This is a genomic window from Citrobacter sp. A316 (assembly GCF_002042945.1).
GTDB classification, from domain to species: domain Bacteria; phylum Pseudomonadota; class Gammaproteobacteria; order Enterobacterales; family Enterobacteriaceae; genus Citrobacter; species Citrobacter portucalensis.
On record NZ_MVFZ01000003.1, the window covers coordinates 89,850 to 110,550 of the forward strand.

At 51.5% G+C, this 20,701-nt stretch carries 17 protein-coding genes; 8 read left to right on the forward strand and 9 right to left on the reverse strand.

All coding sequences use genetic code 11. From position 1 onward, the window contains the following. Positions 1–139: 139 nt before the first annotated feature. Both BZK41_RS04490 and hrpA read right to left on the reverse strand, forming a co-directional pair. Entirely contained in the window at positions 140–931 is a 792-nt protein-coding gene (locus tag BZK41_RS04490) for a YdcF family protein (RefSeq protein ID WP_079937334.1), read from the reverse strand. Between the two features lie 85 nt (positions 932–1,016). After that, positions 1,017–4,919 (reverse strand): ATP-dependent RNA helicase HrpA, encoded by a 3,903-nt coding sequence (gene hrpA, locus BZK41_RS04495; RefSeq protein WP_079937335.1) that lies wholly within the window; start codon positions 4,917–4,919, stop codon positions 1,017–1,019. 201 nt (positions 4,920–5,120) lie between these two features. Here hrpA and azoR point away from each other — a divergent pair, with 201 nt between their 5' ends. Then, positions 5,121–5,726, forward strand: coding sequence for an FMN-dependent NADH-azoreductase (azoR, locus tag BZK41_RS04500; RefSeq protein ID WP_079937336.1), 606 nt, complete (start codon positions 5,121–5,123; stop codon positions 5,724–5,726). Positions 5,727–5,769: 43 nt separating this feature from the next. Here the strand turns inward: azoR and BZK41_RS04505 are convergent, their stop codons facing one another. From BZK41_RS04505 to BZK41_RS04520, 4 genes are all read right to left on the reverse strand, one after another. Next, entirely contained in the window at positions 5,770–5,961 is a 192-nt protein-coding gene (locus BZK41_RS04505; protein WP_043016219.1) for a hypothetical protein, read from the reverse strand. A gap of 124 nt (positions 5,962–6,085) precedes the next feature. After that, entirely contained in the window at positions 6,086–6,412 is a 327-nt protein-coding gene (locus tag BZK41_RS04510; protein WP_079937337.1) for a YdbL family protein, read from the reverse strand. A gap of 7 nt (positions 6,413–6,419) precedes the next feature. Continuing rightward, positions 6,420–6,611 carry a YnbE family lipoprotein gene (locus BZK41_RS04515; protein WP_008784882.1) on the reverse strand — a complete coding sequence of 64 codons (192 nt, stop codon included), beginning with the start codon at positions 6,609–6,611 and terminating at the stop codon, positions 6,420–6,422. Continuing rightward, positions 6,608–9,247 carry a YdbH family protein gene (locus BZK41_RS04520; protein ID WP_079937338.1) on the reverse strand — a complete coding sequence of 880 codons (2,640 nt, stop codon included), beginning with the start codon at positions 9,245–9,247 and terminating at the stop codon, positions 6,608–6,610. Before BZK41_RS04520 ends, BZK41_RS04515 begins: the two co-directional genes overlap by 4 nt. A gap of 616 nt (positions 9,248–9,863) precedes the next feature. Between BZK41_RS04520 and BZK41_RS04530 the strand changes: the two genes are divergently transcribed. Both BZK41_RS04530 and hslJ read left to right on the forward strand, forming a co-directional pair. Then, positions 9,864–10,853: a 2-hydroxyacid dehydrogenase gene (locus BZK41_RS04530; RefSeq protein WP_003833196.1), complete on the forward strand. Its 990-nt coding sequence runs from the start codon at positions 9,864–9,866 to the stop codon at positions 10,851–10,853. 112 nt (positions 10,854–10,965) lie between these two features. Continuing rightward, entirely contained in the window at positions 10,966–11,385 is a 420-nt protein-coding gene (gene hslJ / locus BZK41_RS04535) for a heat shock protein HslJ (protein WP_048216300.1), read from the forward strand. Between the two features lie 13 nt (positions 11,386–11,398). On the opposite strand, the gene BZK41_RS04540 is transcribed toward hslJ, so the two are convergent. Beyond that, positions 11,399–11,665 carry a DUF333 domain-containing protein gene (locus BZK41_RS04540; RefSeq protein ID WP_003833199.1) on the reverse strand — a complete coding sequence of 89 codons (267 nt, stop codon included), beginning with the start codon at positions 11,663–11,665 and terminating at the stop codon, positions 11,399–11,401. Between the two features lie 275 nt (positions 11,666–11,940). Here BZK41_RS04540 and nifJ point away from each other — a divergent pair, with 275 nt between their 5' ends. The 5 genes from nifJ (at position 11,941) to ttcA (ending at position 18,993) form a co-directional block, all read left to right on the forward strand. Further along, positions 11,941–15,465, forward strand: coding sequence for a pyruvate:ferredoxin (flavodoxin) oxidoreductase (gene nifJ, locus BZK41_RS04550; protein WP_079937339.1), 3,525 nt, complete (start codon positions 11,941–11,943; stop codon positions 15,463–15,465). A 365-nt stretch (positions 15,466–15,830) separates the two neighbouring features. Then, positions 15,831–16,985, forward strand: coding sequence for a porin OmpC (ompC, locus tag BZK41_RS04555; RefSeq protein WP_079937340.1), 1,155 nt, complete (start codon positions 15,831–15,833; stop codon positions 16,983–16,985). A 145-nt stretch (positions 16,986–17,130) separates the two neighbouring features. Further along, positions 17,131–17,343 carry a KTSC domain-containing protein gene (locus BZK41_RS04560; RefSeq protein ID WP_079937341.1) on the forward strand — a complete coding sequence of 71 codons (213 nt, stop codon included), beginning with the start codon at positions 17,131–17,133 and terminating at the stop codon, positions 17,341–17,343. Between the two features lie 81 nt (positions 17,344–17,424). Next, on the forward strand, positions 17,425–17,859 hold the full coding sequence (gene uspF, locus BZK41_RS04565) for a universal stress protein UspF (RefSeq protein WP_003833207.1): 435 nt from the start codon (positions 17,425–17,427) through the stop codon (positions 17,857–17,859). Between the two features lie 198 nt (positions 17,860–18,057). After that, positions 18,058–18,993, forward strand: coding sequence for a tRNA 2-thiocytidine(32) synthetase TtcA (ttcA, locus tag BZK41_RS04570; protein WP_079937342.1), 936 nt, complete (start codon positions 18,058–18,060; stop codon positions 18,991–18,993). A 78-nt stretch (positions 18,994–19,071) separates the two neighbouring features. Here the strand turns inward: ttcA and dbpA are convergent, their stop codons facing one another. Next, positions 19,072–20,445 (reverse strand): ATP-dependent RNA helicase DbpA, encoded by a 1,374-nt coding sequence (dbpA, locus tag BZK41_RS04575; RefSeq protein WP_079937343.1) that lies wholly within the window; start codon positions 20,443–20,445, stop codon positions 19,072–19,074. A 28-nt stretch (positions 20,446–20,473) separates the two neighbouring features. Beyond that, positions 20,474–20,641: a hypothetical protein gene (locus BZK41_RS27680; RefSeq protein ID WP_003833213.1), complete on the reverse strand. Its 168-nt coding sequence runs from the start codon at positions 20,639–20,641 to the stop codon at positions 20,474–20,476. Between the last annotated feature and the right edge of the window lie 60 nt (positions 20,642–20,701).

Consider the following 20,701-nt stretch of genomic DNA (forward strand, 5'->3'; position numbering starts at 1 on the left):
CATGCATGACGCATTATCGCTGGAGTGGCGGTTCTGTGAACTGCTTCATAAAAGCGTCTGGAAAAGTGATGATGAAGAGAAAAAACGGATGGGCTTTCTGCCCGTTTGCCATAAAACGCCGACAAACGGGCAGCAAGAATTACAGAGAACGGCTCTCCAGTAAGTCGGTCAGCGCGGTATCATTTTTTAGCTGCTGCCAGGCTTGCTCAACGTCCTGGGGAATATCGACATGTACGATAAAATCGTGTCCACAGGGCCCATACCCGGCAGCATCATCCCGCAAGCGCGGAAGTTCACCGGTAATGAGAGAAAGATAGCGTTCTACCGACCACAGACCTTCTGCGGCGGGCACAAAATCCACGCCGTTGTGCTGTTGGGCCAGTTCAGGAATGAAACCAGGGAAACTCAACCAGTGCGGCGCATGTTGCTCATCGCGGGTTACGCGCTGAAACGTGGCCATTGTGCGGCGTTGCATAGTGGGATCCTGCACCACAATGACGGTATGAATGCTTTCTGCCGCCTGATTCAGTAACGCACAGCTAAACCGGGCATTTTCACCGCAGTTTGTCGACTGATCTTCCACCCAAATTTTCTCACCCGGAATTTGCCAGAACTGATGAGCAATATCGGCAAGGATTGCCGCTTCCGCGCGTCCGGTAGTACGAATGATGTTATAACGCGGATGCTGGGCAATCGCATCATACAGAAAGCGCGTGGAATGACCGATACCACCGCTAATCAGCAAGGGAACCTGTTGCTCTTTCGCGATCCGACAGGCAGCGTCGATGGTCGGAATAACCGCGTTCCCTGCCAGAATCACGCAATCTGACTGAACGGAGATATTCCCCGTAAAATCATTCTGCGCCAGCCATCGCCCTACGATATTGATAGCCGCAAGAGTGGTTGCGGAAAGTGTCGGAAACTGACTCATATTGATGACTCCTGGTGTTTATCTTTATCGGGTACAGATGCCGGATGGCGGCTACGCTTCATCCGGCCTACAGTCCTGCACCGATTTATCCCGAAATCTGCTCCATCGCCTGCAGAATACGTTTATCGGAGATCGGATACGGCGTACCAAGCTGCTGGGCAAAATAGCTGACGCGCAGCTCTTCTATCATCCAGCGGATCTCTTTAACATCGGCATCTTGACGGCGCGCGGGAGGCAGTTTATTGAACCACTGCTGCCAGGCCTGCTGCACACTGTCGACTTTCAACATCTGCGCACGGTCACGGTGCGGGTCGATAGCCAGTTTTTCCAGACGTTTTTCAATAGCCTGCAAATAACGCAACGTATCGCCCAGACGTTTGAAACCGTTGCCGGTAACAAACCCACGGTACACCAGTCCGCCCATTTGCGATTTGATATCCGCAAGACCCAGCGCCATGGTCATATCCACGCGCCCTTTCAGACGTTTGTTGATATTAAACACTGCGGTCAGGATCTGTTCGACCTGCTTCGCAATCTCCACCACCGTATCGTTCAGTTCAGCCCGCACTTTTTCATGCAACGCCGCAAAGCCTTCTTCGGTCCACACCGGACCACCGTTGGCGTCAATTAACTGATCCACACCGCAGGAGATACAGTCGTCAATCAAATCCAGAACTTTACCGTATGGGTTAAAATACAGCCCCAGTTTGGCTTTATTGGGCAGCTTCTCGTGCAAATATTTGATTGGCGAAGGAATATTCAGCAGCAACAGGCGGCGTAAACCGCACCACATCGCCTGCTGTTGCTCCAGCGGATTATCAAACAGTTTGATGGCAACGCTATCACGCTCATCGACCAGCGCTGGCCACGCTTTTACCTTATAGTTACCGCGTTTTTGCTCGTAACTTTCCGGAAGCTGGCCAAAGCTCCAGATGTGCAATCCGCTCTGTTCGATACCGTCATCGGCCACCGCAGACAATGTTTCCTGAACTTTGCCCTTCAGCGCGTCTTTCAGGTCCTGTAGCGAACGCCCTTCCTGTAGTCTCTTGTTCTTATCATCCACCACCCGGAAGGTGATTTTTAGGTGATCGGGCACCTGATCCCAGTGCCAGTCTTCACGGTCAACTGTGACACCGGTCATACGGCGCAGTTCACGCTCCAGTGCGTCCAGCAGCGGCAGTTCCAGCGGCGTGACGCGGCCTAAAAACGCTTCCGCATAGTTCGGCGCGGGCACAAAGTTGCGGCGTACCGGTTTCGGCAACGACTTAATCAGGGCGATCACCAGTTCGCGGCGCAGTCCTGGAATTTGCCATTCAAAACCGCTCTCTTCGATCTGATTGAGCAGCGGGAGTGGAATATGTACGGTCACACCGTCCGCATCGGCTCCCGGTTCGAACTGATAACTCAGGCGTAGCTTAAGGTTGCCCTGATGCCAGAAGTTCGGATAATCCAGCTTGCTGATTTTCTCCGCGCCCTCTTTGATGAGCATGCTCTTTTCAAAGTTGAGCAGATCCGGCGTTTCACGGCTGACCTTTTTCCACCAGCTATCAAAGTGACGAGCAGAAACCACGTCATGACTGATACGTTGGTCGTAAAACTCAAATAACGTCTCATCATCGACCAGAATGTCGCGACGGCGTGATTTGTGCTCTAACTCTTCCACCTCGGCCCGCAACTTCAGATTGTCACGGAAAAACGCATGGCGAGTTTGCCAGTCGCCTTCCACCAGCGCATGGCGGATGAACAACTCACGCGACAGTGCGGGATCGATCTGGCTGTAGTTCACCTTACGGGCGGCAACAATCGGTAAGCCGTAGACGGTGACTTTTTCTGTCGCCATCACAGCACCCTGCGCGCGTTCCCAGTGCGGCTCACTGTATGAACGTTTGATCAGATGCTGGGCTACCGGTTCCACCCATTCAGGATCGATACGCGCGGCAATACGTCCCCACAGACGGCTGGTTTCCACCAGCTCCGCTACCATCGTCCACTTCGGCGGTTTTTTGAATAAACCCGAACCCGGGAAGATCGAGAAGCGAGCGTTACGCGCCCCGGTAAACTCCTGTTTATCTGCATCCTTCATGCCGATATGCGACAGTAAACCAGTCAGCAACGCGACGTGGATCTCCCGATATTCAGCAGGTACGCTGTTGACCGGAATACCCAGCTCTTTCACTACCTGCCTCAGTTGCGTGTAGATATCCTGCCACTCGCGCACGCGCAGATAATTCAGGAAATCGACTTTGCACTGGCGACGGAACTGGTTTGACGACAGTGCTTTTTGCTGTTCGCCGAGATAGTTCCACAGGTTCACAAATGCAAGAAAATCAGACTCTTTGTCGTGGAAGCGGCGATGTTTCTCGTCGGAAGCCTGCTGCTTGTCCATCGGACGCTCGCGCGGATCCTGAATGGATAACGCTGAGGTAATGATCATCGCTTCGCGCACACAGCCATGTTTTTGCGCTTCCAGCACCATGCGCGCCAGCCGTGGGTCCACCGGAAGTTGCGACAGCTGACGGCCCAACGGCGTTAACTTGTATGCGGTTGCCTGTTCGTCGGTGGTTATCGCCCCCAGCTCTTCGAGCAGGCGTACACCGTCCTGAATATTGCGCTTATCAGGCGCTTCAACAAACGGGAACGCCGCGATATCGCCCAGCCCCAACGCGGTCATCTGCAAAATAACGGATGCCAGGTTGGTACGCAGGATCTCCGGGTCGGTAAACTCCGGACGCGACAGGAAATCATCTTCGGAATACAGACGAATACAGATCCCTTCCGAAACACGACCGCAGCGGCCTTTACGCTGGTTAGCAGAGGCCTGCGACACCGGTTCAATCGGCAAGCGCTGAACTTTAGTGCGGTAACTGTAGCGACTGATACGCGCGGTGCCCGGATCAATTACATACTTAATTCCCGGAACGGTCAGCGAGGTTTCCGCCACGTTGGTCGCCAGCACGATACGGCGACCGCTGTGCGACTGGAACACACGATTCTGTTCGCTGTTGGAAAGGCGTGCATACAGCGGTAGCACTTCGGTATGGCGCAAATCCAGCTTATTCAGCGCATCGGCGGTATCGCGAATTTCACGTTCACCGCTCATGAAGATCAGAATGTCGCCTGGCCCTTCACGTCCCAGTTCATCTACGGCATCAAAAATCGCCTGCAACTGGTCACGTTCAGTGTCATCTGCATCTTCAACAATCGGACGATAGCGAACTTCCACCGGATACGTCCGGCCGGAGACTTCGATAATCGGCGCGTTATTGAAGTGCTTTGAAAAACGTTCTGGATCGATGGTCGCCGAAGTGATGATAATTTTTAGATCCGGACGGCGCGGCAGAAGCTCTTTTAGATAGCCGAGCAGAAAATCGATATTCAGACTGCGTTCATGCGCTTCATCGATGATGATGGTGTCGTACTGCATAAGCAGCCGATCCTGTTGGATTTCCGCCAGCAGGATACCGTCCGTCATCAGCTTGACCATGGTGTTATCACTGACATGATCGCTAAAACGAACCTTATAACCGATACAGCCGCCCGGCTCGGTCTGCAGCTCTTCCGCAATACGGTTCGCCACGGTGCGCGCCGCCAGACGACGCGGCTGGGTATGGCCGATCAGCCCTTTTACCCCGCGCCCCAGTTCCATACAAATTTTGGGTAACTGGGTGGTTTTCCCCGAACCGGTCTCACCGGCGACAATCACCACCTGATGGTCGCGAATAGCGTCCAGAATATCCTGTTTTTTCTGGCTGACGGGCAGGTTTTCCGGGTAGCTGATTTCCGGACGCGCCGCTTCACGCAGCACAACTTTACCGGCTGCCTGCTCAATCTCTTTCGCCATCTCCTGGTAAATGGCCTGTTGTGCATCAGGATTTTTAACCTTCTTCACACCGTGCAGGCGGCGGGCAAAACGCTGTCTGTCACGCAGCATCAGTGAGTCCAGCTGTTGCTGCAACATGTTGAAGGTTAATTTTTGTTGTTCTGTCATAGCGTTAAAAGGCAGTGCTCTGCCGGGTTAAATCTCTTTTAGATGATGGGTATAGAGTACCACATCGGCGCTTTTCATGTGTTGTTCAATAATTTCGAACATAGGATTCGATATATTGCGCTATCACTGCGACAGGATTGTGAATAAAGTGTCAACAAGCAACGGGGCACTCCCCCTTCAAACACATAAAAGGAAACACCCATGAGCAAGGTATTAGTTCTTAAATCCAGTATTCTGGCAGGGTACTCTCAGTCTGGTCAGTTGTCTGATTATTTTGTTGAACAGTGGCGTGAAAAGCACTCTGCTGATGAAATCACTGTCCGTGACCTGGCTGCAAATCCTGTACCGGTACTGGATGGCGAACTGGTGGGTGCGATGCGCCCGAGCGATACACCGCTGACGCCGCGTCAGCAAGAAGCGCTGGCGCTGTCCGATGAGCTGATTGCTGAGCTGAAAGCGCATGATGTGATTGTTATCGCCGCGCCGATGTACAACTTCAACATCCCAACGCAGCTGAAAAACTACTTTGACCTGATTGCCCGTGCTGGTGTGACTTTCCGTTATACCGAGAAAGGCCCGGAAGGTCTGGTGACGGGTAAACGCGCTGTGGTGCTGACCAGCCGTGGTGGTATTCATAAAGACACACCGACCGACCTGATCACGCCGTACCTGAACGTATTCCTCGGTTTTATCGGCATCACCGACGTGAATGTTGTCTTTGCTGAAGGTATTGCTTACGGCCCGGAAGTGGCGACCAAAGCACAGTCCGATGCGAAAGCCGCTATCGACAGCGTCGTCGCTGCCTGATAATTCCCCCTCTCACCATCCGGTGGGAGGGTTTCTCCAGTATTTACTTCTTAACCTGCACCCGAACCTGTTTGCCGTGAATGCGATTAATATCACGCCAGATGGTTGCATAATCCCTGCATTTCGCCAGATTCTCTTCCCAGCAATGAAGCAAAAATTGTTCAGGCTCCGCGACATCCCGGCTTAACAGCTTGAATACCCAACGATTCCAGACATACCACTTGAGAAGCCACATGATTTCACTCCGCAACGCGACCGGTGTAGAACTATATCAGCCTCAATTTGATGCCGTGTGGCAACTATTGCGATGTCGAAGAATAATTCAGCGTCGTGTCCCTCTGGCTGTGTGAAAAAGCGATTTACTCTTTTCTCAACCACTTACCATTTATACCCTGGACGTATTCACCCGGTTTAGCACGAGCAACCAGCTTTTGCCCGGCCATTTTCGCCACTTCATCTGGCGGAATCTTATTGCTCTCTGCCAGTTGCTGATAGCTGGCGTGGCGCGCTTTATTAATCTCACTCACCAGTGCCTGCGTTTCGGCATCGGTTTGCAATGCAACCAGATAGCCATTGAGCGTTTCCCCTACTCGACCCTGCGTTCTGGCTTCATTCAGGGTCAATGCCCACGCATTGCTACTGAGTAAACCCAGGACGACCAGCGCCACTGCAAACTGTTTTCTCATCATGACCTCAGAACAAATCGCTACGCGATTTCAATAAACTTTCGACGTCTTTATCAACTTTGATATGGATCTCATGCTCGATTTTGACGTTCATATTAATGGTGATGGGCTCTTTTGGCGCAGCCACTTCGATTCTGGGAGTGCACCCTACCAGCAGAGATGAAGTCAGCAGGCCCAGCATGGCAGCTATCGTTTTCATTGTTGTTCCTCACATTCCTTGCCTTCCGGGCAATGGGTTTCCGGCAGCGCTGCATTTTGTTCAAGCCATGCCTGTAAATTGTCGCCAAAACGCAAACTGCGCCATAGCGTAAAGACGTTTTCCTCGTGGGTATAATTCAAATTAACCGTACCTACTTTGCCATCCACCCGACTATTGCCAGTCACGGTTGACTGCATGGTTAAGACACCGAGGTTATCCAGATTTATTTTCGTCCACGAATGGCTTATTTCCATATACCGCAGCCAGTTAATGGCCGCCCCCGCCGCCATGTTATCTTTGACGACCGCATCCGCCGTGTCCTTATCAATACGCAACGTCATCGGCCCTGGATTAGTCAACCAGCCGTCTTTAATGATCCATTTTTCGTTATCCAGCCATAATGGCAACGCGCCACTGACCGGGCCAGACATGGCGAACTGTTTGGGGTTAACCGCACTGATAAGCTCGCTGGAGGAGATATTCTGCACCCGCAATAAGGCCGGGTCGTGCTGCGGCATCCGCAGCTGCTGCATGATGATTTTGCCCCCCAGCAGGTCGGCACTGACATCGCTCAACAGTAATGGGTTGTTTTCACTCCAGGGGTACGCCCCCTGCAGATCGGCGGCGATATTCTTCACCGTCACCTGATTCACCACTTCCGCAATACGCAGTGAAATAGGCCCACGCGTTCCCAGTTGCCACGCACCTTCACTGAACCGGAAAGGCAAGACAAAATCGACACCGTTGATTTGGTTATCGGGCATCCAGGCGCTACCGCCTTTTAACACCCCATGACCGCCCGCTTCAAAGCCCTGCTCCGGAGCTGCCGAAAACGCGACCTGCGCATACAGATCACCTTCACGTAGCTTCATTTTCCAGTCAGGTGGGATCAGAGGCTGGAATACGGTGAGCGATTGTTTTGGCCACCAGGCCTGTCCGCGCAGGCGGATCCCGTCCCAACGACCATTCAGTTGTACGGGGCCAATCGCCCCCGCGTGAAGCTGACCTTTGAACTGGAAAATTGTCGGATCGCTACCTTCCACGCTGAACTTCAGCGTCGACGGCGGTAACACGCTTCCCCCGGTGAAGGTGGTGTTCCCTGCGTCCAGCGACAGCGCGCCGCTAAATGTCGGTTTGGTTGCATCCCGTACCCAGACGATTGGTTCGTCCATCAACAGACGTGGGTTTTCCACCTTCATCGTGCCGTATTGCAGATGATCAAATCCGGTGGAAAGATCAAATAGCTTCAGGGTGTTGTCATGCCATTCTCCCTTACCCGCTACGTCCCAACGGGCATGCATCGGCGTAAAGCTGCCTTCCCCCCAATATCGCCACTGCCAACGACCGGCATCAGGAAGAAAATCATTTGCCAGGCCATCCAGATGTAGTTCAAAGCCTCCCATCTGGTTTTCATGCGCACGTAAAATAGCCTGCAGACGTCCATCCACACCGCGTTGTGTGACTTTTACACCTGCCAACGGCCAGCGAATCTCGTCAATATCCAGCGAATCAATCACCCGCCCACGTGAGCGCAGCAGCGCCCCAGGCTCGAAAGCTAATTGTGGATCGTTCAGACTTCCGGTAAGTCTGGCGGGTAATTTTGCGTAGAAGATCAGATCGCCCTGTTTCGCTTCACCGGTCAACTGTAGCGGCATATCGCTACTATCCATACCAAGCTTACCTGGCCCCAGCGTTAATACGGCATTTCCTTTACCCGCATCGCCATGCGTCAGAACGTTCAGACGCCCGCTCACCACCGCGTTTTCCAGTCCGGCCTGCCAGTTTTCAACTTTTATGCCCATCCGGCCACTTAACGGGAATCCCTGATAAGGCCAGTTCCAGCGTCCGTCGCTTATGGTCAGTTGCTGACGTGTTATTTCCCACGGAAGGTCAAGCAGCGGATCGGCATTATCCCGCGCCATGACGATCAATTGTCCGCTGTTTTCTTGCCACTCCAGTTCGGCGTCCACAAGCGTAGGCTCTTGCGGCAAGCTTAACGTCGCAACCGCATGACCGCTTACCGGTAGCCCATCGGGAACCAGTGGCATAGTAAATTCACCGACCAGTTTTACCGGCGGTTGGCCTTCAAATGCCGCAACATCCAGCTCCGTTACCGTGAGGTTTTGCCCGTGTAAACGCCCCTGGAATTTAACTTTTTCACCCTGGTAACGCAGCTGTTGAGTGGAAGGAGTGAGCGAGAGTGACAGTTTCCCCTGCCATTCCTGCCATGGAGAGAGGATAAGTTTGTCGATGTTAATCCAGGTATTGGGCAGCATTGACTGCCATTCAGCCAGCGTTTTGGGCGCCACTGGCGACGGCTCTGTCTGCGGCAATTTGGCCAGGCAAGCTGAATCCAACTCGATGGTCCCGACATTCAGCAACCAGCGGCTGGGGTGAGACAGATCCGCTTGAGTAATGCGCGCTAGCGGGCAATCTTCCACCAGATAGCGGAGTTCAGGTATATGCAACCCATGCCGTGTCAGGCGCGGGCTCTCATCCAGCGCGATGCGAGTTCCAACGGGTAACCAGATACCCACCAGCGTAGGCACCCACAGGCCAAGCGTCATCACTAGCGTCAGCGGCACGAGAATCAATAATAAGAGGAGTGCCAGAACGGCTTTATATTTACCCTTCATGGGTAGTTAATATCCTGATTTAGCAAAAATTTAAGCCGGTTTAGGCCTGTATTGTGGCATGTTTAACTGGATATGCCCACATTAAGGATAGATAACCGATTTATAGGCACGCTGTTACACGTGCCGTCGGGGATATTAAGATTCAGACTCAATGAGGCCTCAGTTGTCCATCACTATGTTTAGGTCCTATACGACCTGCTTCTATCAGAATTTCCTCAATGAGTTCTTCGAGGCACTCTCTACCATGATGATCGCAGACCAAATGTACCTGCCGGGAAATCTCATCAGGTTTCATACCATCGCATAATGCCGCCTTGAGCATTAGGGTGGCCCATCGTTTTGCTTCAGAGTGAGTTAACATGACCCCTCCCGATATTTGCTACCTGTATAAGCGTAGCCTTCCGGATGTGATTCGGCTGACTTTTTACCTGCCGCGATATCCGGGCGTTGAGTTGGATAGAAAAATATCCAGTTGTTGAAATTGTGTAACCTGCCCACACTAACAACAGATACGCTGAAATTATTCATTACGCCTATGACTATCAATAACTTTTTAGATTTTGTAAAATAATTTGAATTAGATTAATGTGACGTCAAAATCACTGGAGAAAGTCTTATGAAACTCGCCATCTATAGTACAAAACAGTACGACAAGAAGTATCTGCAGCAGGTTAACGAGGCTTTTGGTTTTGAACTTGAATTCTTTGACTTTCTGTTGACGGAAAAAACAGCTAAAACCGCCCATGGCTGCGAAGCCGTGTGCATTTTCGTCAACGACGATGGTAGCCGCCCTGTTCTGGAAGAGCTGAAAAAGCATGGCGTGAAATACATCGCGCTGCGTTGTGCCGGTTTCAATAACGTCGATCTCGACGCAGCAAAAGAGCTGGGTCTGCAGGTGGTGCGTGTTCCAGCTTATTCACCAGAGGCCGTTGCTGAACATGCGATTGGCATGATGATGACGCTGAATCGCCGTATTCACCGCGCCTATCAGCGTACTCGTGATGCCAACTTCTCTCTTGAGGGGCTGACCGGTTTTACTATGTATGGCAAAACCGCTGGGGTGATCGGTACGGGTAAAATCGGTATTGCTGCACTGCGGATCCTGAAAGGTTTTGGTATGCGTCTGCTGGCGTTCGATCCTTACCCGAGCGCTGCTGCGCTGGAGTTAGGCGTTGAGTATGTCGATCTTAAAACGCTGTTTGCCGAGTCCGATGTCATCTCTCTGCACTGCCCGTTAACACCGGAGAATTATCATCTGCTCAATCACGAAGCCTTTGAGCAAATGAAAAACGGCGTGATGGTCATTAACACCAGTCGTGGTGCATTAATCGACTCGCAAGCCGCTATCGATGCGCTGAAAAACCAGAAAATTGGTTCTCTGGGTATGGACGTGTATGAAAACGAACGCGATCTGTTCTTTGAAGATAAATCCAATGACGTGATTCAGGATGATGTGTTCCGTCGTCTGTCAGCCTGCCATAACGTGCTGTTTACCGGTCATCAGGCATTCCTGACCGCCGAGGCGTTAACCAGCATTTCTGAGACCACGCTGCAGAATCTGGCACAAATTTCCAAAGGCGAGACCTGTCCAAACGCCCTCTTCTAATCCCAGTGCTCCCCTGACGCCAGGGGAGCATTTTCAGACAATCACCGATGATAAAACATTCAGTATCATTATTATATTGAATGTATTCCCGTCACAAACGTAGAGAAATTTAATGAAGAAAGTTGTCACGTTGATTGCGCTCAGCATGCTGATGGCTGGCTGTGTGAGCAATGGAAAAGTTTCCGTCAATCGCGAACAGTTGCAGCATCATCGCTTCGTTTTGCAAAGCGTGAATGGTAAAGCCGTCACCGCCACCAACAACCCACCTGAGTTAAGTTTTGGTGAAAACATGACGGTATCAGGAAAGATGTGTAATCAATTCCACGGCCAGGGCAAGCTGTCTGACGGTGAGTTGAAGGTAAAAGATATGGCGATGACGCGTATGATGTGCGCCGATCCACAGCTTAACGCGCTCGACGGGATCGTCAGCGAAATGTTTAAGCAAGGCGCACAGGTCGATCTAACTGCTGACCAGTTAACGCTGGCGACAGCAGAACAAACGCTGACGTATAAACTCGCGGATTTAATGTAGGAAACGCGGGAGCTTAATAGCTACCACAACTTCCGGCGGCAAGCGACTGCTCACTACAGCGTTTGCCGTTGGGTAGCGCACACATCCCGATGGCTGAACCATCCAGTTGACGAGCAACAGAGAGTGAACCGCCAATCATGGCGCAATTAGCTTCTCCAGAACTGGACATTGCTGCCTTCATGCCCGGCGCGACATGCGCGGCAGTTGCCTGCTGAACAGGTTCGCTGCTACAAGCCGATAATAATAACGCGGCACATCCTACCCAAAACGCTGCGCGCATCTTACTCCCCTCTGAATATTAACCAAACGATACAGCCATAAATAATAGGCAGCGAAAACAGCGCCGTCGAGAGGCAAAATACGCATTTATGCGTACTGTTTACATTTTCTGGCAATTTTTTGCCTGCTCCTTTGATCAAACCATTCATTCTGTTTATTCCAAGGACACAAAAGCGAAAATCTCTCTTTAGCGCTTTTGCTAAAATAGAAAGATAACAACCAGGATTCGCCGCCGTTATGCGAGTCCCTCTTTTTGCGCAATGTAAGGGTGTCAGTATGATCACAATTGACGGTAATGGTGCGGTTGCTTCAGTCGCATTTCGTACCAGCGAGGTTATCGCCATCTACCCGATTACGCCCAGTTCGACGATGGCTGAACAGGCGGATGCCTGGGCCGGGAACGGGCTTAAGAACGTGTGGGGGGATACCCCTCGCGTCGTAGAAATGCAGTCAGAAGGCGGCGCGATCGCAACCGTTCATGGCGCGTTGCAGACGGGTGCGCTCTCTACATCGTTTACCTCATCGCAGGGCCTGTTGCTGATGATCCCAACGCTGTACAAACTGGCCGGTCAGTTGACCCCGTTTGTACTGCACGTTGCGGCTCGTACAATTGCTACTCACGCATTATCGATCTTTGGCGATCATTCCGACGTGATGGCGGTGCGCCAGACAGGATGTGCGATGCTGTGTGCCAGCAGCGTTCAGGAGGCACAGGACTTTGCGCTGATTTCGCAAATAGCCACCCTGAAAAGCCGGGTTCCGTTTATTCATTTCTTTGATGGTTTCCGTACATCCCATGAAATCAATAAAATTGTGCCACTGGCCGACGACACGATCCTCGGACTGATGCCGCAGGCGGAAATCGATGCTCATCGCGCTCGGGCGCTTAATCCAGAGCATCCGGTTATTCGCGGTACGTCTGCGAACCCGGACACCTATTTCCAGTCACGCGAGGCAACAAACCCGTGGTACAACGCGGTTTACGATCATGTAGAACAGGCGATGAACGATTTCGCCGCAGCGACAGGTCGCCAGTATCAGCCATTTGAATATTACGGCCATCCTCAGGCTGAGCGCGTCATTATCTTAATGGGCTCGGCGATTGGAACCTGTGAGGAAGTCGTTGAAGATCTGCTGGCACGTGGCGAGAAAGTTGGCGTTCTGAAAGTACGTCTGTTCCGTCCATTCTCTGCCAGACATTTACTGCGCGCGCTGCCGGAAACCGTACGCAGCATCGCCGTCCTGGATCGCACCAAAGAGCCAGGCGCACAGGCAGAACCGTTGTATCTGGACGTGATGACCGCGTTAGCGGAAGCCTTCAACTGTGGCGAGCGAGAAACGCTACCGCGCGTGATTGGCGGACGTTATGGTCTTTCTTCCAAAGAGTTTGGTCCAGACTGCGTCATGGCGGTCTTTAATGAGCTGAATAGCTCAAAACCGAAACCTCGCTTTACGGTCGGCATTTATGATGATGTCACCAACTTGTCGCTACCGTTACCGGAAAACACCCTGCCCGGTACGGCTAAGCTCGAAGCGCTGTTTTATGGGTTGGGCAGCGACGGTAGCGTGTCCGCCACCAAAAACAATATCAAGATTATTGGTAACTCTACGCCATGGTATGCGCAGGGTTATTTCGTTTATGACTCGAAAAAAGCAGGCGGTCTGACGGTTTCCCACCTGCGCGTCAGCGAGCAACCTATTCGCTCTGCTTATCTGGTATCGCAAGCCGATTTCGTTGGCTGTCACCAACTGCAATTTATCGATAAGTATCAGATGGTCGAGCGCCTGAAACCAGGCGGTATCTTCCTGCTCAATACCCCGTACAGTGTGGATGAAGTCTGGGCGCGTTTGCCGCAGGAAGTTCAGGCGGTACTGAATCAGAAGAAAGCCCGTTTCTACGTGATTAATGCAGCCAAAATCGCCCGCGAATGCGGTCTGGCAGCGCGTATTAACACCGTTATGCAAATGGCCTTCTTCCATTTGACGCAAATCTTACCCGGCGACAGCGCGTTGGCTGAATTGCAGGGAGCGATTGCGAAAAGTTACAGCAGTAAGGGACAGGACCTGGTTGAACGTAACTGGCAGGCTCTGGCCCTGGCGCGCGAATCCGTCGCCGAAGTGGCACTCCAGCCGGTTGATCCGCACAGCGCAAACCGCCCACCGGTGGTTTCTGATGCCGCGCCCGATTTCGTGAAAACTGTCACCGCGGCAATGCTCGCCGGTCTGGGTGATGCCCTTCCCGTATCCGCGCTGCCGCCAGACGGCACCTGGCCAATGGGCACCACGCGTTGGGAAAAACGCAATATCGCCGAAGAGATCCCCATCTGGAAGGAAGAGCTGTGTACCCAGTGTAACCACTGCGTTGCCGCTTGCCCGCACTCGGCAATCCGCGCCAAAGTGGTTTCACCTGAAGCGATGGAAAACGCTCCTGCCAGCCTGCATTCTTTGGATGTGAAATCTCGCGATATGCGCGGTCAGAAGTATGTCCTGCAGGTTGCACCAGAGGATTGCACCGGCTGTAATCTGTGCGTCGAAGTTTGCCCGGCGAAAGATCGCCAGAACCCGGAAATCAAGGCTATCAATATGATGTCGCGCCTTGAGCATGTTGAAGAAGAAAAAGTTAACTATGACTTCTTCCTCAATCTGCCGGAGATCGACCGCAGTAAGCTTGAACGCATTGATATCCGTACCTCGCAGTTAATCACTCCGTTGTTTGAATATTCCGGCGCCTGTTCTGGCTGTGGTGAAACGCCGTATATCAAACTGCTTACGCAGCTGTATGGCGACCGCATGCTGATCGCTAACGCGACCGGCTGTTCATCGATTTATGGCGGTAACCTCCCCTCAACACCGTATACCACCGATGCCAACGGCCGTGGACCTGCGTGGGCAAACTCTCTGTTCGAAGATAACGCCGAGTTTGGTCTGGGCTTCCGTCTGACGGTGGATCAACACCGTGTGCGCGTCATGCGGTTACTGGAACAGTTTGCCGATAATATTCCGGCTGAACTGAATGACGCCCTGCATGCTGAAGCGACGCCAGAAGTACGTCGTGAACAAGTTGCAGCGCTGCGCCAGCACCTGAAAGATGTTGAAGGTGCGCAGCAATTGTTAACCGATGCCGACGCGTTAGTTGAGAAGTCCATCTGGCTGATTGGCGGCGATGGCTGGGCTTACGATATTGGTTTTGGCGGGCTGGATCACGTCCTGAGCCTGACCGAGAACGTCAATATTCTGGTACTGGATACTCAGTGTTACTCCAACACGGGCGGACAAGCGTCGAAAGCTACACCGCTCGGGGCGGTTACCAAATTTGGTGAACATGGCAAGCGCAAGGCACGCAAAGATCTGGGCGTCAGTATGATGATGTACGGACATGTTTATGTCGCGCAGATTTCTCTGGGTGCCCAGTTGAATCAGACGGTAAAAGCTATCCAGGAAGCGGAAGCCTATCCGGGTCCGTCGCTGATTATCGCCTATAGCCCATGTGAAGAGCATGGCTATGATCTCGCGCTAAGCCACGATCAGATGCGTCAGCTGACGGCAACCGGATTCTGGCCGCTATACCGCTTTGACCCGCGTCGTGCAGACGAAGGTAAATTGCCGCTGGCGCTGGACTCTCGCCCACCGTCAGATGCGCTGGCTGAAACATTGCTTAACGAGCAGCGCTTCCGCCGCCTGAATGCCCAACAGCCAGAAGTTGCAGAACAACTTTGGAAAGACGCCGCAGCTGATTTGCAAAAACGCTATGACTTCCTGGCCCAACTGGCGGGTAAAGCAGAAAAGAGCGGTACCGAGTAACACCTTTCGTTCAGCATTAAGCTGGAATCAAAAAAAAGCCCGAACAGTTGTTCGGGCTTGTCAATTTATTCGTTGGCTAATTAATAATTTCCATCAATATACCAACGAAAAATAAAACGTGACAATAAAGGCATATAACACGCGCAGAATAGCCCAACACAATTCACTTGTATAATTTTTATTTTATATATATTCGATATATACATTCACGAAAATTATCACCATTTCCGTAGAATTATTTATTTAAGGTTTTACTTAAGACGTAACAATTCATATTTATCTCTTTACGGAACTTCTCCTTTAGCATGCTTTTACTCCCTACATGGGTAGTCACAGGTTAATAAAAAAACTAAAGGATTATTTCAATGAACAGAAAAGTACTGGCTCTCGTAATTCCTGCCCTGCTGGCTGCAGGCGCGGCTCACGCTGCTGAAGTTTACAATAAAGACGGCAACAAATTAGATCTCTATGGCAAAGTAGACGGCCTGCATTATTTCTCTGACGACGCTAACAGCGATGGCGATCAGACTTATATGCGTATGGGCTTCAAAGGCGAAACTCAGGTTAACGATATGATCACCGGTTATGGCCAGTGGGAATATCAGATTCAGGCCAACGGCACCGAAGGCGATAAAGGCGACTCCTGGACTCGTCTGGCATTCGCAGGTATTAAAGTCGGCGACTACGGTTCATTCGACTACGGCCGTAACTACGGCGTCATGTACGACGTTGAAGGCTGGACCGATATGCTGCCAGAATTCGGTGGCGACTCTTACACCAAAGCAGACAACTTCATGACCGGTCGTGCAAACGGTGTTGCAACCTACCGTAACACCGACTTCTTTGGTCTGGTTGACGGTCTGAACGTTGCGCTGCAGTACCAGGGTGCGAACGAAAATCAGTCACCAGAGCAAGAAGGCACCAATAACGGTGGCGACGATCGTAACATGAAGAACTCTAACGGTGACGGCTTCGGTATCTCCTCTACCTACGATCTGGGTATGGGCGTGAGCTTCGGTGCCGCATACACTTCTTCTGACCGTACTAACGAGCAGGTAAACCATTCGACTGCAGGCGGTGATAAAGCTGACGCATGGACTGCTGGTCTGAAATACGACGCGAACAATATCTACTTGGCAACTATGTACTCTGAAACCCGCAATATGACTCCGTATGGTGGTTCTGACGGTAGTGATAATACTATTGCCAACAAAACTCAGAACTTTGAAGTGACTGCGCAATACCAGTTCGACTTCGGTCTGCGTCCGGAGGTTTCTTTCCTGATGTCTAAAGGTAAGGATCTGTCCTTGTCCGGAAATGCGGCAAATCCTGCAGGAACTAGCGGCGATAAAGATCTGGTTAAATATGCTTCTGTAGGCGCTACTTACTACTTCAACAAAAACTTCTCCACCTACGTTGATTACAAAATCAACCTGCTGGACGAAGACGACAGCTTCTATGCTGGCAATGACATCTCTACTGATGACACTGTAGCACTGGGTATGGTTTACCAGTTCTAATTTGTCAGCCCGCTGGCAACAGCGGGCTCTCTTTATGTTCTAACAATTCTGTTTTATCCAGATCAAAACATTATATCTGTTGCGTTAAAACATCTCTCTGATAGATGATATCTTGCATTAAGACCCGTAGTAGAGGATACCTGCAATGAATCATCATCCTGTAAAATCATCCCGTATTGCATCCGTCGGCTATGACGAATCCTCTCGCACGCTAGAAATTCGCTTCCATCAGTTGGTTACCCTGCAATATCAGCAGGTCCCTGCCCGTATTTTTCGTGATTTCCTGATCGTGGTCTCTAAAGGCCGATTTTATGATGGGGTAATAAAAGGCAAATTTCCCGAAATCAAAATAAAGTGATGCCAAAATGTGATCGTTGTCATTGTACATAAAGTGCCATTACGCGGTAAGCTTTAAGAGGATGCTTAAACAGGAGGTTTTATGAACAGAACGATTCTTGTACCCATCGATATTTCAGACTCAGAATTAACTCAACGCGTTATTGCCCATGTTGAAGCAGAAGCAAAGATTGACGATGCGCAGGTCCATTTTTTGACCGTCATTCCGTCACTGCCCTATTATGCTTCTCTGGGACTGGCCTACTCGGCAGAGTTACCGGCCATGGACGATCTGAAAGCCGAAGCGAAATCTCAACTGGAAGAGATTATCAAGAAGTTCAATATCCCAACGGACAGAGTGCACGTTCATGTCGCAGAAGGTGCGCCGAAAGACAAGATTCTGGAGATCGCTAAAAAATTACCGGCCGATATGGTCATTATCGCCTCACACCGACCTGACATCACCACCTACCTGCTGGGCTCTAACGCTGCAGCTGTGGTGCGTCATGCGGAGTGTTCGGTACTGGTAGTCCGCTAAGCTGTCTGGCCCGCACATCGTTGCGGGCTTTTTGCTTCTACCTCTTATACCCCTCGATTCCTGTCCTAAATGTGCTGACATTTTTCCCGCTTATCCGTACCATACACGCCACAGTTTTTATATCAGACTTCTTTTGCCGGACTATCCGGCGTGATGCATACTCTTCTGATGCCACACTATGAATTGAGCCTCTATTAAATGTCGCAAAATCAAGATATTAGCAAGAAAGAACAATACAATCTGAACAAATTGCAAAAACGTCTGCGTCGTAACGTGGGCGAAGCCATTGCCGACTTCAATATGATCGAAGACGGCGATCGCATTATGGTGTGCCTTTCCGGCGGGAAAGACAGCTATACCATGCTGGAGATCCTGCGTAATTTGCAGCAAAGCGCCCCGATCAGTTTTTCCTTAGTTGCGGTTAACCTCGATCAAAAACAACCCGGTTTCCCGGAGCACATTCTGCCGGAGTATCTGGAAAAGCTGGGCGTTGAGTACAAGATTGTCGAAGAAAACACTTACGGGATCGTCAAAGATAAAATCCCTGAAGGCAAAACGACCTGCTCGCTTTGCTCTCGCCTGCGTCGCGGCATTCTGTACCGTACGGCAACCGAGTTAGGTGCCACCAAGATTGCGCTCGGCCACCATCGCGACGACATCCTGCAAACGCTGTTTTTAAACATGTTCTACGGTGGGAAAATGAAAGGTATGCCGCCGAAGCTGATGAGTGATGACGGTAAGCACATCGTGATCCGCCCGCTGGCTTACTGCCGTGAAAAAGATATCGAGCGTTTCTCCGAGGCGAAAGGCTTCCCAATTATTCCGTGCAACCTGTGCGGCTCACAGCCTAACCTACAGCGCCAGGTCATTGCTGACATGCTGCGTGACTGGGACAAACGCTATCCAGGCCGTATTGAAACCATGTTCAGCGCAATGCAGAACGTTGTGCCTTCACATCTGAGCGATATCAATCTGTTCGATTTTAAAGGCATTAAGCACGGTTCAGAGGTTGTGGACGGCGGTGATTTAGCGTTCGATCGTGAAGAGATCCCGCTGCAACCTGCGGGCTGGCAGCCAGAAGAAGATGATGCTCAACTGGATGAATTACGCCTGAACGTGGTGGAAGTGAAGTAAGCATCTGTCAGGCCTACAAAGTGCATAAGCGCCTGTAGGCCTGATAAGCGGAGCGCCATCAGGCACTCCAGCGGGCATTTATTTCAATAAACGGACCCGGCAAGTCTTGCCTTTAATCTTCCCGTTTTGTAATTGCTTCCACGCCTTATGCGCTACAGTCTGGCGAACGGCGACATAGACGTGCGCCGGGTGAACGGCAATTTTGCCGATATCAGCGCCATCCAGGCCAATATCACCGGTCAGAGCCCCCAGAACATCGCCAGGACGCATTTTAGCCTTTTTACCACCATCAATGCATAACGTCGCCATCTCTGCTTCCAGCGGCAGGATTGAGACGTTAGCTGGCGCTGGCAACCAGTTCAGCTTCAGTTGCAGCATTTCAGAAAGAATGTTGGCACGCTGCGCTTCTTCCGGTGCACAGAAGCTAATCGCCAGACCGCTATTGCCGGCACGCGCGGTACGTCCGATACGATGGACGTGAACTTCCGGATCCCACGCCAGTTCGAAGTTAACTACCAGCTCAAGTGATTTGATATCCAGGCCACGTGCGGCCACATCGGTTGCGACAAGGACGCGTGCGCTACCGTTGGCAAAACGAACCAGCGTCTGATCGCGATCGCGCTGTTCCAGGTCGCCATGTAATGACAGTGCGCTTTGCCCTGCCGCATTCAGTGCATCACAAACGGCCTGACAATCTTTTTTGGTGTTACAAAAAACCACACACGATGCGGGCTGATGCTGGCTGAGTAGCTTTTGCAGCAGCGGAATTTTTCCGTGGCTGGAAATTTCGAAAAACTGCTGTTCAATCGCCGGCAGCGCATCGACCGTATCTATTTCAATCGTTAATGGATTTTGCTGTACCCGACCACTGATAGCAGCAATGGCTTGCGGCCAGGTTGCAGAAAACAGCAAAGTCTGACGTGACGCAGGCGCAAAGCGGATCACATCATCAATCGCATCGCTAAAGCCCATATCCAGCATGCGGTCAGCTTCATCCATAACCAGCGTATTCAGGGCATCCAAAGAAGCGGTGCCTTTTTGCAGGTGGTCAAGTAAACGACCCGGTGTGGCCACAATAATATGTGGCGCATGTTGCAGGGAGTCACGCTGTGCGCCAAAGGGTTGCCCGCCGCACAGCGTTAAGATTTTAGTGTTTGGCAGAAAGCGCGCTAAACGTCGCAGTTCACCCGCCACCTGGTCGGCAAGCTCTCGCGTTGGGCACAGCACCAGAGACTGCGTCTGAAACAGCGCGGCATCAATATGCTGTAATAGCCCAAGACCAAAAGCAGCCGTTTTGCCACTGCCGGTTTTAGCCTGCACGCGAACATCTTTACCCGCCAGGATTGCCGGTAATGCAGCAGCCTGAACAGGCGTCATTTCAAGATAACCCAGCTCGTTAAGGTTCTCGAGTTGAGCAGCAGGTAAAACATTCAGGGTTGAAAAAGCGGTCACAATTTAATCTCGCGGTAAAAACTCACATTCAGCAGGCGCGTATCCTCGCAGATCTGTGCCCGTGATGCGACAATTTAATCGGTTCTTCATCCGGCGGCGGATCCGGCATTGGCTGCGGACGAGGAATGGGGTCGGGAATGGGAACCGGGTCAGTCGGTAGCGAATCAGTGTGCGACGTTGCAATCAGACAGGTCATATGCCCCTCCAGACATTCAGGTTGACTCTTTTAGGGTAGACGCTGATTTCCTGCAGGCAA